Origin of the sequence: Rhizobium sp. B21/90 (genome assembly GCF_019355815.1) — a bacterium.
Taxonomy (GTDB): Bacteria; Pseudomonadota; Alphaproteobacteria; order Rhizobiales; family Rhizobiaceae; genus Rhizobium; species Rhizobium rhododendri.
In genome coordinates this window covers 3,264,337-3,277,775 of record NZ_CP072162.1, presented here as the reverse complement: position 1 = coordinate 3,277,775, position 13,439 = coordinate 3,264,337, and the positions used below count along the sequence as shown (strand labels likewise).

The 13,439-nt window shown below is 62.1% G+C and carries 13 protein-coding genes and 1 pseudogene; 8 read left to right on the top strand and 6 right to left on the bottom strand.

Translation table 11 applies throughout. From position 1 onward, the window contains the following. Positions 1–6: 6 nt before the first annotated feature. Both J5278_RS15900 and J5278_RS15895 read left to right on the top strand, forming a co-directional pair. Positions 7–726, top strand: a complete 720-nt coding sequence (locus J5278_RS15900; protein WP_142824076.1) for an RlmE family RNA methyltransferase — start codon at positions 7–9, stop codon at positions 724–726. A 65-nt stretch (positions 727–791) separates the two neighbouring features. Continuing rightward, positions 792–1,175 (top strand): VOC family protein, encoded by a 384-nt coding sequence (locus J5278_RS15895; RefSeq protein ID WP_111217509.1) that lies wholly within the window; start codon positions 792–794, stop codon positions 1,173–1,175. 15 nt (positions 1,176–1,190) lie between these two features. On the opposite strand, the gene J5278_RS15890 is transcribed toward J5278_RS15895, so the two are convergent. Continuing rightward, the gene (locus tag J5278_RS15890; RefSeq protein ID WP_209182897.1) at positions 1,191–2,618 is read right to left on the bottom strand and encodes a DHA2 family efflux MFS transporter permease subunit; all 1,428 of its coding nucleotides are present in this window, start codon (positions 2,616–2,618) and stop codon (positions 1,191–1,193) included. A 286-nt stretch (positions 2,619–2,904) separates the two neighbouring features. Here J5278_RS15890 and J5278_RS15885 point away from each other — a divergent pair, with 286 nt between their 5' ends. From J5278_RS15885 to J5278_RS15870, 4 genes are all read left to right on the top strand, one after another. Beyond that, positions 2,905–3,777 carry an MBL fold metallo-hydrolase gene (locus J5278_RS15885; protein WP_209182898.1) on the top strand — a complete coding sequence of 291 codons (873 nt, stop codon included), beginning with the start codon at positions 2,905–2,907 and terminating at the stop codon, positions 3,775–3,777. A gap of 263 nt (positions 3,778–4,040) precedes the next feature. After that, entirely contained in the window at positions 4,041–5,546 is a 1,506-nt protein-coding gene (guaB, locus tag J5278_RS15880; RefSeq protein ID WP_209182899.1) for an IMP dehydrogenase, read from the top strand. A 3-nt stretch (positions 5,547–5,549) separates the two neighbouring features. Further along, positions 5,550–6,116, top strand: coding sequence for a hypothetical protein (locus J5278_RS15875; protein ID WP_209182926.1), 567 nt, complete (start codon positions 5,550–5,552; stop codon positions 6,114–6,116). A gap of 136 nt (positions 6,117–6,252) precedes the next feature. After that, complete coding sequence (locus tag J5278_RS15870) at positions 6,253–6,669, top strand: MAPEG family protein (RefSeq protein WP_209182900.1); 417 nt, start codon at positions 6,253–6,255, stop codon at positions 6,667–6,669. Here the strand turns inward: J5278_RS15870 and J5278_RS15865 are convergent, their stop codons facing one another. Beyond that, complete coding sequence (locus tag J5278_RS15865; protein WP_209182901.1) at positions 6,670–7,569, bottom strand: hydrogen peroxide-inducible genes activator; 900 nt, start codon at positions 7,567–7,569, stop codon at positions 6,670–6,672. A 108-nt stretch (positions 7,570–7,677) separates the two neighbouring features. Between J5278_RS15865 and J5278_RS15860 the strand changes: the two are divergent. Beyond that, positions 7,678–7,985 (top strand): annotated as a pseudogene (locus tag J5278_RS15860) (catalase); the annotation flags it as partial. An 83-nt stretch (positions 7,986–8,068) separates the two neighbouring features. Here the strand turns inward: J5278_RS15860 and J5278_RS15855 are convergent. Continuing rightward, positions 8,069–9,022 carry a LysR substrate-binding domain-containing protein gene (locus tag J5278_RS15855; protein WP_111217523.1) on the bottom strand — a complete coding sequence of 318 codons (954 nt, stop codon included), beginning with the start codon at positions 9,020–9,022 and terminating at the stop codon, positions 8,069–8,071. Between the two features lie 200 nt (positions 9,023–9,222). On the opposite strand from J5278_RS15855, the gene J5278_RS15850 reads away from it, so the two are divergent. Beyond that, a complete protein-coding gene (locus tag J5278_RS15850; RefSeq protein WP_142824082.1) occupies positions 9,223–9,522 on the top strand; it encodes a DUF1127 domain-containing protein in 300 nt (99 codons plus the stop codon). 109 nt (positions 9,523–9,631) lie between these two features. On the opposite strand, the gene J5278_RS15845 is transcribed toward J5278_RS15850, so the two are convergent. From J5278_RS15845 to J5278_RS15835, 3 genes are all read right to left on the bottom strand, one after another. Continuing rightward, positions 9,632–11,005: a glutamate--cysteine ligase gene (locus J5278_RS15845; RefSeq protein ID WP_111217527.1), complete on the bottom strand. Its 1,374-nt coding sequence runs from the start codon at positions 11,003–11,005 to the stop codon at positions 9,632–9,634. 153 nt (positions 11,006–11,158) lie between these two features. Further along, a complete protein-coding gene (locus J5278_RS15840) occupies positions 11,159–11,896 on the bottom strand; it encodes a 16S rRNA (uracil(1498)-N(3))-methyltransferase (protein ID WP_209182903.1) in 738 nt (245 codons plus the stop codon). A 14-nt stretch (positions 11,897–11,910) separates the two neighbouring features. After that, a complete protein-coding gene (locus tag J5278_RS15835; RefSeq protein ID WP_209182904.1) occupies positions 11,911–13,404 on the bottom strand; it encodes an inorganic phosphate transporter in 1,494 nt (497 codons plus the stop codon). Positions 13,405–13,439: the final 35 nt, after the last annotated feature.

Sequence of the window (13,439 nt, the reverse complement as noted above, 5' to 3'; positions counted from 1 at the left end):
GTATCGATGACCAAACCACCCGTAGGTGCCAACCGCACCGGCCGCAAGCTTGGCCAGCGCGTCACCAAGAAGAAGATGAAAGCCTCGTCGCGCCAGTGGCTGCATCGGCACATCAACGATCCCTACGTGCAGCGGGCGCAGCTCGAGGGTTATCGCGCCCGAGCCGCCTTCAAGCTGCTGGAGATCGACGAGAAGCATCACATCCTCAAGGGTGCGCAGCGCATCATCGACCTCGGTGCCGCTCCCGGCAGCTGGTCGCAGATCGCTGCCAAGGTGACCGGCTCGACCGACGAGGACATCCGCGTCGCCGCGATCGACTTTCTCGAGATGACGCAGCTGCCGGGTGTCAAGATCCTGCAGCTCGACTTCCTCGACGAGCACGCGCCGCGCCTCCTGATCGAGGCGGTTGGCGGCCAGCCGGATATCGTTCTCTCCGACATGGCAGCCCCGACCACTGGCCATCATCGCACCGACCACCTGCGCACCATGCATCTCTGCGAAGTTGCTGCCTATTTCGCCATCGAGGTGCTGGCCGAAGGCGGCCATTTCCTGGCGAAGACCTTCCAGGGGGGCGCCGAGCGTGACCTGCTGACGCTGCTCAAGCAGAACTTCAAGCAGGTCGTGCACGTCAAGCCAGCGTCGTCGAGGCAGGAATCGGTCGAGATGTTCCTGCTTGCCAAGGGCTTCAAAGGTCGCAAGGCAGATATCGAAGAAGAGACGAATTAAGCCTAGTTTCCAAATTATTCAAAGCATGACTATGAATAGCCAGTCTCTCTGGCTAATCTTTGCGGATGCTGCTTTACGTCACCATCGGAACCAACGATATCCATCGCGCCGGCGATTTCTACGATGCTGTTCTGGCGGGCCTCGGCTACAGGCGCCAGCGGGATTCGGAGGAAGAGATCGGCTATGCTGCCGATGGCGACAGCCGTTGCCGCCTCTGGGTGGTAATGCCCTTTAACCGGCGCGCGGCCAGCATCGGCAATGGCTCGATGGTTGCGCTGGATGCGGAAAGCCGCGCCGCCGTAGATGCCTTCCATGCGCAGGCGCTGGCCCATGGCGGCAGCGACGAGGGTGCCCCCGGCCTGCGCTCCTATCACGCCAACTTCTACGCCGCCTATGTCCGCGATCCCGATGGCAACAAGCTCAGCGCAGTTTGCGAGCAACCTTCCTGATCGAGGGCTGACGCGTCACTCTGCGGCGGGCGTCTGCGGCACGGCCAGAACCTCAGCCTTGCTGGGTCCTGCCCCATGGCCAGAGAGCAGGGCACCGGCGTTGCGGTCGAGGCGCAGGAACGGCAGCGTTGCGATGACGGTCAGCACCGAGAGCGTGAAGAAGGCGATGTGGAAATCGGCGACCTGCAGGCTGGTGCCGCTGAAGAAGGTCGTCGTCTCCAGGATCGCGGCGGCCACGGCAACGCCGAGCGCCAGGCTGACCTGCTGCATTACCGAGCTCATCGACGTCGCCTGGCTTGCCTCCCGGTCATCGACATCGGCAAAGGCCAGCGCATTGATCCCCGTAAAGAAGAACGACCGCGAGAAGCCGCCGAGAAGCAGCACGCCGATGATCACGAGGTGAGACGTCGTTGGCTCGAAGAAGCCGATGGCAATCGTGGTCATGGTCGTGACGCCGGCGGCCGTCAGCAGTGCGGTCCGGAAGCCGAAGGCGGCAAAGACGCGCTTGGCGATAAACTTGGTGCTGATCGCCCCGATTGCGCCGGCAAAGGTGATCAGCCCCGATTGGAACGGGTTCAAGCCGAATCCAAGTTGCAGCATCAGCGGCAGTAGGAACGGCATGGCGCCGATGCAGATGCGAAACAGAATGCCGCCGGTGACCGAGGCGCGGAAGGTCGGCTTCCGCAGCAGTTTCAGATTGAGGATCGGCGACGGATGATTGCGGGCGTGGCCGACATAGAGAAGGCCGCAGACAAAGCCGATGACCACTGCCGAGATGCCGATATAAGAGGGCAGGGCCGGCAGGCTGATGACGGACATGCCGAAAACGATGCCGGCAGCAGCGAACGAGGTCAGCAGGAAGCCGATGATATCCAGCTTCGGCGGCGCCATGGCCTCGACTTCCGGCAGGAATATGGTCGCAAGGATAACGCCGACGATGCCGACCGGGACATTGATCAGGAATATCCAGTGCCAGGAGAAGTAGGTGGTGATGAAGCCACCGAGCGGCGGGCCGGCGAGGGGCCCGACCAGCGCCGGGATGCTGAGCAGCGCCATCGCCGAGACCAGATCGCTGCGCTTCGTGGTGCGCACCAGCACCAGTCGCCCGATCGGCGTCATCATCGAGCCGCCGACGCCCTGCAGGAAGCGCGAGCCGACGAACTCCAGCAGGCTGCCCGATGCGGCGCAGAAGATCGATCCGACGACGAAGACGCAGATGGCAATGCGGAAAATCCGCTTGGCGCCGAAACGATCCGCCATCCAGCCGCTGATCGGGATGAACACCGCGAGCGCCACCATGTAGGAGGTCAGCGCAAGCTTCAGCGTGATCGGCCCGACATGCAGATCCGCCGCAATCGCCGGCAGTGCCGTGGCGATCACCGTCGAGTCCATCTGTTCCATGAAAAGTGCGATAGCGAGGATGAGCGGGACGATGCGATTCATAGGCTGGTGCCTTGCATGGGATGCCGTCGTGGAGATGCCGCCTGGGCGGTAGCCGCTCTCTATTCCTCCGCACTTCCTCTGCCAATCCCCTAATAAGCCTGCTGTCGCCATCGGGATCACGTCTTCGTGAAATCGCTTGCCAACCTCGCTGCCTGTCTAGTTTTGACATGTGCCATCAGCATGAAAATGCTAATCGCACCGAGCCGCGCGGGCACGCATCCGATCTTCGGTTGGAGAGTTCGCGCGCATTGTTGGCGGCATTGCCGCACTGTAGGAGCAAGACTGTATGACTGTTTTACCGCTGCCGGAAATCAACCAGTTCAAACTGGGTGCGCTGAAATTCACGGTCATCAAGGACGGCGTCAGCATTCTGGATAGACCCTGGGAAACCTTCGGCGTCAATCAGAGGCCCGAGACGGTGCAGGCACTGCTGGCAGACAACTTTCTGCCGACCGACCGCTTCGTCAACAGCTATTCGCCGGTCATCATCGAAAACGGCAAGGACGTGATCCTCGTCGATACCGGCTTTGGCGCGGCGATGCGCGAAAAGGGCGGCGGTCGCCTGGCGGCCGGCATGAAGGCGGCCGGCTATGCACCGGAGAGCATCACCCGCGTCCTGCTCACCCACCTGCACGGTGACCACATCGCAGGCTTGATGGAGGACGGAAAGCCGGCCTTCGCGAATGCCAGCTACACAGCCGGTCGCATCGAATATGACTTCTGGACCGATGAGGCTCGGCAGGGAACTCCTGCTGAAGGCAACCAGAAAAGCGTGCTCGCCAACGTCGTGCCGCTGGCGGAGAAGATCACCTTCGTCAACGACGGAGATACGGTGGTGCCCGGCATGACAGCCATGCTGGCGCCCGGCCATACGCCCGGCCACATGGTCTTCCACGTCGAGTCCGAGGGCGAGCAGATCGTGCTGACGGCAGATACCGCCAACCACTATGTCCTGTCGCTGCAGCAGCCGGACTGGGAGGTCCGTTTCGATCTGGACAAGGTGCAGGCCGCCCAGACACGCCGGCGTATCTTCGATCTGATTGCCAAGGACCGCATCCCGTTCCTTGGCTACCACATGCCGTTCCCGGCGGTCGGTTTCGTCGAGAAAATCGACACCGGCTTCCGCTTCGTGCCGAAAAGCTATCAATTCGACTTCTGACGGCAGCCGACAGGGCAAGGCCCCAATGCCCACGCATACATCATCCATGAAACTACGACCGGTGCCATCGGCTCCGGTCGTCGTGGCCTCTCGCCGTCTCTTGCATAGCTGCGTTGCAACCGCGCGACTGCGTTTTGCTATTTCCATCGGTCCGCGGACGTGGTACCAGCCCTCGCCAACTTCTTAATCAATTCTTGCATCACCGCCGGGGCGGATAATCATTCCGGGGGTGCTCCGCATTTTCTTAAAGACGAGGAATTGGCATGGCCCGCATCATTGAAACAGCAACTGGGCTCGAAGCCCTGACCTTTGACGACGTGCTTCTGCAGCCCGGACATTCCGAAGTGATGCCCGGCCAGACCAATGTCTCGACCCGCATCGCCCAGGATATCGAACTGAACCTGCCGATCATCTCGGCGGCGATGGACACCGTCACGGAAGGTCGCCTCGCCATCGCCATGGCCCAGGCCGGCGGCATCGGCGTCATTCACCGCAACCTGACCCCCGCGGCTCAGGCCGAGCAGGTCCGCCAGGTGAAGAAGTTCGAAAGCGGCATGGTCGTCAACCCGGTGACCATCGGTCCCGACGCCACGCTTGCCGATGCGCTCGGACTGATGAAGCACTACCACATTTCCGGCATCCCTGTCGTCGAGAGCCCTGGCAGCGACACCGAGAAGCCCGGTCGCCTGGTCGGCATCCTTACCAACCGCGACGTCCGCTTCGCCTCCGATCCGAACCAGAAAATCTACGAGCTGATGACCCGTGAGAACCTCATCACGGTGAAGGAAAACGTCGATCAGCAGGAAGCCAAGCGTCTTCTCCACTCGCACCGCATTGAAAAGCTGCTGGTCGTTGACGCCGAAGGCCGCTGCGTCGGCCTGATCACCGTCAAGGACATCGAGAAGTCGCAGCTCAACCCGAATGCCTCCAAGGACAGCCAGGGCCGCCTGCGCGCCGCCGCTGCCATCAACGTCGGCGACGACGGTTTCGAGCGTGCCGAACGGCTTATCGAGGCCGGCGTCGACCTGCTGGTCGTCGATACCGCCCACGGCCATTCGCAGCGCGTCCTGGATGCCGTCACCCGCGTCAAGCGGCTGTCGAATTCGGTGCGTGTCATGGCCGGCAACGTTGCCACCTATGACGGAACGCGTGCCCTGATCGATGCCGGTGCCGATGCCGTCAAGGTCGGGATTGGCCCGGGCTCGATCTGCACCACCCGCATCGTTGCCGGCGTCGGCGTGCCGCAGCTGGCAGCCATCATGTCGGCCGTCGAGGCAGCACAGGCCCAGAATATCCCGATCATCGCCGATGGCGGCATCAAGTTCTCGGGCGATCTGGCCAAGGCCATCGCCTCCGGTGCGTCAGCCGTGATGATCGGCTCGCTGCTGGCCGGCACTGATGAGAGCCCGGGCGAGGTCTATCTTTACCAGGGCCGCTCCTTCAAGGCCTATCGCGGCATGGGTTCCGTCGGCGCCATGGCGCGCGGCTCGGCAGACCGCTACTTCCAGGCGGAGGTTCGCGACACCCTGAAGCTGGTGCCCGAGGGCATCGAGGGCCAGGTGCCCTACAAGGGCCCGGTCTCGGGCGTCCTTCACCAGCTCGGCGGCGGCCTGAAGGCGGCCATGGGCTATGTCGGCGGCAAGGACATCGCCGATTTCCAGCAGAAGGCGACCTTCGTGCGCATCTCCGGCGCTGGCCTGCGCGAAAGCCACACCCACGACGTGACGATCACCCGCGAAAGCCCGAACTATCCTGGCGGCGGTCTCTGATTGATGCAGCCGGACGGCGGGCCTCTGAAACGGTGGATCTCGGGCCTGGCGGCGCTTTGCGTAGCGCTGGCAGCCTGGATTTATATGGGTTTCGTGCTGCCATTCCGGGCTGCCGCTGCGGGTCGAGATGTCCTCGCGATCCGCATAGCGGGCTACGAGGCCGCCGACGTCCGTGACATGGCGGAATTTCTGCGCACCCACCCCGATGCGGCGGCCATCCAGCAAGGACTGGATACCGGGCCGGCGCTGGTGTTCGCGATGGCGTCCTCAGCCCTGCTTTTCCTGCTGCTGAAGCGCGTTAAACCCGGCGGCATTTTTTTCGGCAGACCGATTCCTCCGGCCGGCGTCTTCCTGCTGTTCTGCCTGCCCATCCTCTACGGACTGGTCGGCTGCGGTGAGACGATCCTCGCCCTCCTGACCTTTCCACCAGCCGTCCCCTCGGAGCAATCGCTGGCATTTGCCTCCGCGGTCATGCCCGTGCTCGGGCGACTTAAGTTCCTGACGCTGGTTGTGGCCGTCATACTGCTTATCCGCTTCGCCGTCCTCAGCCGCCAGCCCGAACCGGATTGATAGGCCAGTTGCTGGGCTCGTGGGCAATCCGAAAGCTGCCGCAAAGTGATCGGCGGATACCCGTTGCAGGCGCTGGCAGGCGCGTGTTTTTTCGACTAGAGCAGCGTCATGTTCCCGCAGTTCTTGGAGTCGCTGCATGACCGGCTATGAAATGTTTTGGCCCTTGGTGGCGCAGACCGTTCTGGTGTTTATCCTCTACGGCCTGCTCAGCCTGCGCCGCTCTGCTGCCATGAAGAGCGGCAGGGCCAAGATGGAGCAATTCCGAGAAAATCGCGACGAGCCAGCCGAAAGCCTGGTGGTGCGCAATGCCATCGCCAACCAGTTCGAATTACCGGTGCTGTTCTACGTCGTCTCCATCGTCCTGTTCATGACCCAGGCCGACAATCTTCCGGCGGTCGCGCTTGCCTGGTTCTTCGTGGCGATGCGCTATGGCCACGCCTATGTGCATGTCACCAGTAACAACCTGCGCTATCGCAGCCCCCTGTTTGCCTTGAGCTTTCTGGCGCTCGTCGGCCTCTGGGTATGGCTGGCGGTATGGCTCGCCTTTTCCTAATCAGCCGGCCACCGGTGCTGGGCTTGCCGCAATGACGGCGTCTGCCAGCGCCTGCATGTCGATGTCGCTCTGGTTGTTGCGCCGCCACGCCAGCCCGATCTCGCGTGACGGCTGAGGCTCCGCGAAGGGGACGATGCGGATGCTGGTACGGCCGGTCTCGGTGGCGACGGCCATTTCGGGGATCAGCGTCATTCCCATGTCGTGCGACACCATCTGCAGCAGCGTCGTCATCGACGTCGCCCCGAAATTGATAAGGCTGCGCTTGCCGGCGCCGCAGACGGAAAGCGCCTGTTCGCGCAGGCAATGGCCCTCTTCCAGCAGCAGCAGGCGGTCGACATCCACTTCGTTTTCGGTGAGCGGCGACATCAGCACATCATCGCCGTTCTCGGCCATCGCCATGAAGAACCGGTCGGTGAAAAGCGATCGGGTGCGAATGCCGTCGCCCTCGAGCGGCAGCGCCGCAATGACGGCATCCAGCCTTCCTTCGGCGAGATCCGCCAGCAGCCGGCTGGTCACCGCCTCCTTCAGTTCGATCTCGACGTTAGGATAGGCGCGGCGCAGGTAGGGCACGAACTGCGGCACCAGGTAAGGTGCGACGGTCGGAATGATGCCGATGCGGATCAGCCCGTCGAGCACGCCGCCCTCTCGCCGCACCGACCGCTCGAGCCGATCGACCTCATGCAAGATGGTGTGGACATGGGTTAGCACCTCCTCCCCCTTGCGCGTCAGGATTGTGCTGCCGCGCGTGCGCTCCACCAGCTTGGCACCGAGATAATTCTCCATCTCCATGATCTGCGCGGAAAGTGCCGGCTGGCTGATGTGGACGAGATCGGCGGCCCGGCCGAAATGGCGGGTAGTGGCAAGGGCTTCGAAATAGCGCATCTGGCGTAACGTCAACATGATAGGAATTCCTGATCGAAGTTACATTTAATAAGATTGGAAATTATCGAAAGTCAATGGGACAAGATGCGACCGAACCTGCAGGAGGGTTCAATACGCATCTGAGCCATGCCGGAAATGGATGCAAAAAAGACATTCTACAATCCGTTCGACCTGACGAAAGTCTGGCCACCCTCGGAGTGTCCGCCGATCGAAATCGGCGTGATCGAACTGAACCGCAATCCGGAAAACTACTTCTCCGAGATCGAGACGCCGCGTTCTCGCCGTCGAACATCGCCGCTGCCATGGGCGAGATCGTCGAGCGTCAGCTGGCCCATTTCAAGCTGGTGCATCCGGAATACGAGGCCGGTGTCCGTATCGCGCTCAAGAACGCGCACGGCTACGAAGCCGATACGATCAGCGCCGCCGCAGAGTAGGGCTTTTTGCTGCGAAAACAGAGTTTGGAAATCGGGGCTTTTGCCCCGATTTCTGTTTCAGGCGGACCCTGCCAGATGGGCGATTACCAGCTCGGAAGCACCAGGGCGGCCTTGGAGCGCGGCAGGTAGCGGTTGAGGCCCTTGCTGTCGGCTTCACTCTCTTCGCCCGTGGCGGCCGGCGTGATGTTATCCAGGCAGGCCGAGATATGCGCGGTGATGGCGTTCATCAGCGATGCGGAGACACCCGGCCGCTTCATGATGCCGATCTGCACCGGCGGCAGTGCTGGAAAGCCATCTGCGTGGCTGAGAACCTTCATGCCGTTGCGCAGCGCCGATTCCGGCATCACCGACACCGCAAGGCCCGCCAGCACTGCAGATGCAATGACGGTGCACGACCAGCTCGTGAACAGCACCTGATATTCGCGGCCGACAGCATCGAGCGACGAACAGCTGACCTGCCGCCACGGGCAATCCCGCCTGCCCAGCGCCAGCGGCACCGGTGCGTCGTCACGCAGCGGATGGTTGGCCGAACTCACCCAGCAGAGCGGCTCGGTCCTGACCACGTCGGACACACGTTCGCGCGGATTGTGGGTGACGAGCGCGATGTCGAGTTCGCCGCGCGCCATCTTCTCGGCGAGGTCGACCGACGGCTCGCAGACGATGTAAAGCTCGACATTCGGATGGGTCTTGGCAAAGCGGCCGATGATCTCCGGCATATAGCGGTCGGCGTAATCGTCGGGCGTGCCGATGCGCAGCGTGCCTTCCAGCCGGTTATCGTCGAAGGCCGCAATCGCCTCGTTGTTGAGGCGGATGATGCGCCGCGCATAGTCGAGCAGCTTTTCGCCCTCGGCCGTCAGCCGGTTGCCGCGACCGTCCTTGATGAACAGCTGCTTGCCAACCCGCTCCTCGAGCCGGCGCATCTGCATGGAGACCGCAGACTGGGTCTTGAAGATCCGATCGGCCGCCTTGGTGAAGCTGCCTGTGTCTACAATGGCGATAAAGGTCTGCAACTGGTCGATGTCGAGCGGCGCTGCCATCGTCTCACCTATGAAAAGAGTTGATGACAAGCATTAGAAACATTCGTTGGACTGATCAATAGCCATTTGGCATCTTCCAACTGCAAATTGCATCGCAATCGAACGGCAGCGTCGTCGTTCGCGCCCGATCAACACCACCTGATCTCCCGGATCCCCCCATGAGGAGGGTGGTTTTTGCGTGCCTTGGGAAGGATAGTCAAATGAGCACGACGGAACTGAGACTGCCAATGAAGACCGCCACACGCACCCTGCCGCTTGCAGCCCGCGTGACCTATGTCTTTGCCATGCTGATCTCTGCAGGCCGCGTGTTTCGTCATCGCACCGAAATCAATCGGCTGCAGGATCTCGACGACAACCAGCTGCGTGACATCGGATTGACCAGGGGCGAGCTGAACAGGGCCCTCATGGGTTCCTCGTTCTTCGAAGACCCGTCGTTGCACCTGACGCAATCCGCCCGGCGCCGTGCGCGCAGCTTCGGCAGCGATGATTTTCGCGGCTGAGAATTCAAGTTTCCCCGCAGGGTGATAGCCAATTGCCCTGCCTCTTGCCCGGTGTCCGGCCTAGCCGACACCGGGTTTTTTTGTGCCGGCCCCGCGCGTGCCGAATACTCTAATACTGGTATTCGTCGAACACCGGCTCCACAGACTGGTTCCAACGACCGTTGTAGCGCGTCAGCATGTCGTCGGAGAGGGTCGCCTTATTGGCCAGCACTTCTTCGAGAGGCGCGAGGAACAGGCTTTCGTCCTGGCCTTCGCTGTTGAGACGGGCACGGGATTTTAGGCCTGCGCGCGAGATCGAAACCACGTCATGGGCGATGTCGAGCAGCGAGCGACCGCCAAAGCTTGCAGTCAGGCCCTGCACAGGCACCGCGTTGCGCAGCGTCTCGACCTCGTCGAAGCCCCAGCCCTTGGTCAGCTCGTCAGCCGCCGACAGGGCAGCATCGTCATAGAGCAGGCCGACCCAGAAGGCCGGCAGGGCACAGATCCGGCGCCAGGGGCCACCATCCGCACCGCGCATTTCCAGGAATCGCTTCAGCCGCACATCGGGAAACAGGGTAGAGAGGTGGTTGGTCCAGTCGCCCATGGTCGGCTCCCACGATGCAATCTCGCCCTTCAGCGCCCCGTTCATGAACTGGCGAAACGTCACGTGGGTACAGTCGTGGTAGCTGCCGTCACGAACGATGAAGTACATCGGCACGTCGAGCGCCCATTCGACATAATGCTCGAAGCGGAAATCGTCGCCAAAGGTGAACGGCAGCAAGCCGGAACGGTTGTTGTCCGTATCGCGCCAGATATCGCCTCGCCAGGAGGAAAGGCCGTTGGGCTTGCCTTCGGTAAACGGCGAGGCGGCAAACAGCGCGGTCGCCAGCGACTGCAGCTTCATCGATACGCGCATCTTCTGGCGCATGTCGGCCTCCGAGGAAAAGTCGAGGTTCACCTGGATGGTGCAGGTGCGGTACATCATGTCCAGACCCTTGCTGCCGACTTTCGGCATGTAGCGGGTCATGATGTCATAGCGCGATTTCGGCATGCGCGGCGTTTCGGCCAGCGTCCATTTCGGGCTACCACCGACGCCGAGAAAGCGGATACCCATCGGCTCGGCAACTTCGCGTACGGTTGCGAGGTGCTGGTTGGATTCCTTGCAGGTCTGGTGGATTGTCTCGACCGGCGCCCCGGACAGCTCGAACTGGCCACCGGGTTCGATCGATATCGCACCCATGCCCGATGGTTCGGCCAAGCCGATGACATGGCCGGCATCGATGATCTCGTCCCAACCGAGCTTTTCGCGCATGCCTTTCAGAAGGGCCGAGATGCTGGCATCGCCGAAATAGGGAACCGGGCTGTTGTCGGCGCGGAAAAAGGCGAACTTCTCGTGCTCGGTGCCGATGCGAAAGCTGTCCTTCGGCTTGCTGCCGGCGTCGAGATATTCGGTCAGTTCCGACACCGATGCGATCGGGGTCTGGTCGGTCGTGTCGCGGGCCATGAAGCTACCTTGATCTCGGAACGGTGCCTGTGCGGAAGACAGACATAAAGAATGGCTGATAGGGCTGGACTCAGTTACGGTGCAAGTGAATTTGTTTCAAGGCTTGTTCAAAAAAATACGATCTCGCCCAAATTTGTACAGTGCCTTTAGTATTTATTGCCAATCGCCGATCGCTGCCTGTATCACCGCCATCGCAGCCACCGCTGCGGTGTCGGCCCTGAGAATGCGGGGCCCGAGCGGAATGGCGGTCACGAAATCCAGGGATCGCAACCGAGCGCGTTCGTCCTCAGAAAACCCGCCCTCCGGCCCGACCAGGAGTGCCAGCTTTGTCTCCTTTATGGACCGCAGCAGCGGCAGCGGGTTCTGTCCTGCATCGCCCTCATCGCAATAGATGATCCGGCGCTCGCTCGGCCAGCGATCGAGCAGATCGTTGAGCTTCACGGGCTCGGCTACCTCGGGGATCGCCAGGATGCCGCATTGCTCGGCTGCCTCGACGGCGTTGGCGCGCAGCCGGTCGATGCTGCCGATCTTGCCCTGCACATGCTGTGTCATCACCGGCTGCAGAATGCCTGCGCCCATTTCCACGGCCTTCTGGACCAGATAGTCGAGACGGCCGACTTTCAGCGGCGCGAAGAGATAGTGCAGATCCGAAGGTGCGGGCTGCGGGCGGGTCTGCAAATGCGGGATCAGCAGCAGGCGCTTGCGGGTCGGAAAGGCGAGCTTGGCCTGCCATTCCCCGTCGCGGCCGTTGAAGATCAAAATCTCCGCATCCGCTTCGAGCCGCAGCACGTTGGCCAGATAGTTGAATTGCTCTACGCCGACCTCGACGGGTTGGCCCTCTGAGATATCGGCGGCGACGAACAATCGCTGCATACGAAAATTGGCGCGCATGAAAACCCTGGCTGTTAGACGAAGAGCGCGAACATAACCGAATAAACCCCGGCCGCAAGCAGGGCTGCCGCCGGCACCGTCACGATCCACGCGCCGATGATCGTCAGGAAATGCGACCGGCGTACCAGCCGTCGGCGGCTGATCTCGTCCGGATTGTAGACTTCCTGTTCCTCGATATCCCAGTGCTCCGCCTTCATCCGCATATAGGCCATCCGCCGTTTCGAGTTGCGGGTGTACCATTCACGGAAGAATCCGACGCCGAAGACCGCGCCGATTGCGACATGGGTCGAGCTGACCGGCATTCCGAACCAGGAAGTGACGATAACGGTCAGCGCCGCCGAAAGAGCGACGCAATAGCCACGCATCGGGTTGAGCTTGGTGATCTGCTCGCCGACCAGCCGGATCAACCGGGGCCCGAACAGCAGGATGCCGACGGCAATGCCGCAGCCGCCGATCAGGACGACCCAGAACGGCGCTGGACCGGCGGGTAAGGTCCCCGCAGAGCGCACGATCGCGCTCAGTGGACCGACGGTGTTGGCGATATCGTTGGCGCCATGGGCAAAGGACAGCAGCGCCGCCGAGCAAATCAACGGCAGCCGAAACAGGCCGCGCAAGGCGCTGTTCTTGTTCTCGAGGCCGACTGACTGGCGCGCCACCAGCGGTCGCGCCATCAGCCACACCAGCAGGCCGACGGTGATGCCGATCGTCAGAACCGTTGCCGGGGAATAGGGCGCGGCGCGCGTCAGCACCATGACGAGGTAGGAGGCAAAGGTGCCTGCCATCGTCCCCGTCAGGATCGGAATCCAGTAGCGGGCCGCACTTATCTTGTCGTCGCGGTAGATGATGAAGGTCTTGATCAGGTACAGAAAGCCTGCGGCAATCGCCCCGGCGATCATCGGCGTCAACATCCAGGTGACCGAGATGGCGATGACCGTGCGCCAGTGGATGGTATCCACACCGACGCCGGCAATCCCCGCACCGATGACCGCCCCGACGATGGCATGCGTGGTGGAAACAGGCGCCTTCAGCCAGGTTGCCAGATTGATCCAGACGGCGGCGGCAGTGAGCGCCGAGATCATCACCCAGGCGAGCAGGCCGCTCTGGGCGATCCGCGAGGTGTCGATGATCTCCGAGGATATGGTCCGCACCACAGGCCCGCCGGCGATGGTGGCGCCCAGCACCTCGACGACCGCTGCCATCACCAACGCCTGCCGCATGCCGATGGCGCGCGCACCGACGGCAGCGCCCACCGTATTGGCCACATCCTTCGCGCCGATGTTGAGCGCCATGTAGCCAGCCAGCGCCACGCCGGCAATGACCAGCGTCGCGCCGGGTCTGTCGAACACGTAGATGCCGGCAAACAGCATGGCAACGCCGAGGAATATCAGCGCATAGCCGGGCGCGATCAGCGGCTTTACCACGTGATCGGCGGCGTCCTCGACATAGGTGAGCTTGTCGAGATCCTTGTCGAGAGTTGGCTTTATCAATCCGGCCGGCCGCTCAGACATGCTTTTTCCTCGACGTTGAGGCGCAATGCTGTGAG

Excerpts from the sequence above, each read along its gene's own strand:
- J5278_RS15900 (WP_142824076.1), top strand. The coding sequence starts at position 7 with ATGACCAAACCACCCGTAGGTGCCAACCGCACCGGCCGCAAGCTTGGC.
- J5278_RS15895 (WP_111217509.1), top strand. The coding sequence starts at position 792 with ATGCTGCTTTACGTCACCATCGGAACCAACGATATCCATCGCGCCGGC.
- J5278_RS15890 (WP_209182897.1), bottom strand. The coding sequence starts at position 2,618 with ATGAATCGCATCGTCCCGCTCATCCTCGCTATCGCACTTTTCATGGAA.
- J5278_RS15885 (WP_209182898.1), top strand. The coding sequence starts at position 2,905 with ATGACTGTTTTACCGCTGCCGGAAATCAACCAGTTCAAACTGGGTGCG.
- guaB (WP_209182899.1), top strand. The coding sequence starts at position 4,041 with ATGGCCCGCATCATTGAAACAGCAACTGGGCTCGAAGCCCTGACCTTT.
- J5278_RS15875 (WP_209182926.1), top strand. The coding sequence starts at position 5,550 with ATGCAGCCGGACGGCGGGCCTCTGAAACGGTGGATCTCGGGCCTGGCG.
- J5278_RS15870 (WP_209182900.1), top strand. The coding sequence starts at position 6,253 with ATGACCGGCTATGAAATGTTTTGGCCCTTGGTGGCGCAGACCGTTCTG.
- J5278_RS15865 (WP_209182901.1), bottom strand. The coding sequence starts at position 7,569 with ATGTTGACGTTACGCCAGATGCGCTATTTCGAAGCCCTTGCCACTACC.
- J5278_RS15855 (WP_111217523.1), bottom strand. The coding sequence starts at position 9,022 with ATGGCAGCGCCGCTCGACATCGACCAGTTGCAGACCTTTATCGCCATT.
- J5278_RS15850 (WP_142824082.1), top strand. The coding sequence starts at position 9,223 with ATGAGCACGACGGAACTGAGACTGCCAATGAAGACCGCCACACGCACC.
- J5278_RS15845 (WP_111217527.1), bottom strand. The coding sequence starts at position 11,005 with ATGGCCCGCGACACGACCGACCAGACCCCGATCGCATCGGTGTCGGAA.
- J5278_RS15840 (WP_209182903.1), bottom strand. The coding sequence starts at position 11,896 with ATGCGCGCCAATTTTCGTATGCAGCGATTGTTCGTCGCCGCCGATATC.
- J5278_RS15835 (WP_209182904.1), bottom strand. The coding sequence starts at position 13,404 with ATGTCTGAGCGGCCGGCCGGATTGATAAAGCCAACTCTCGACAAGGAT.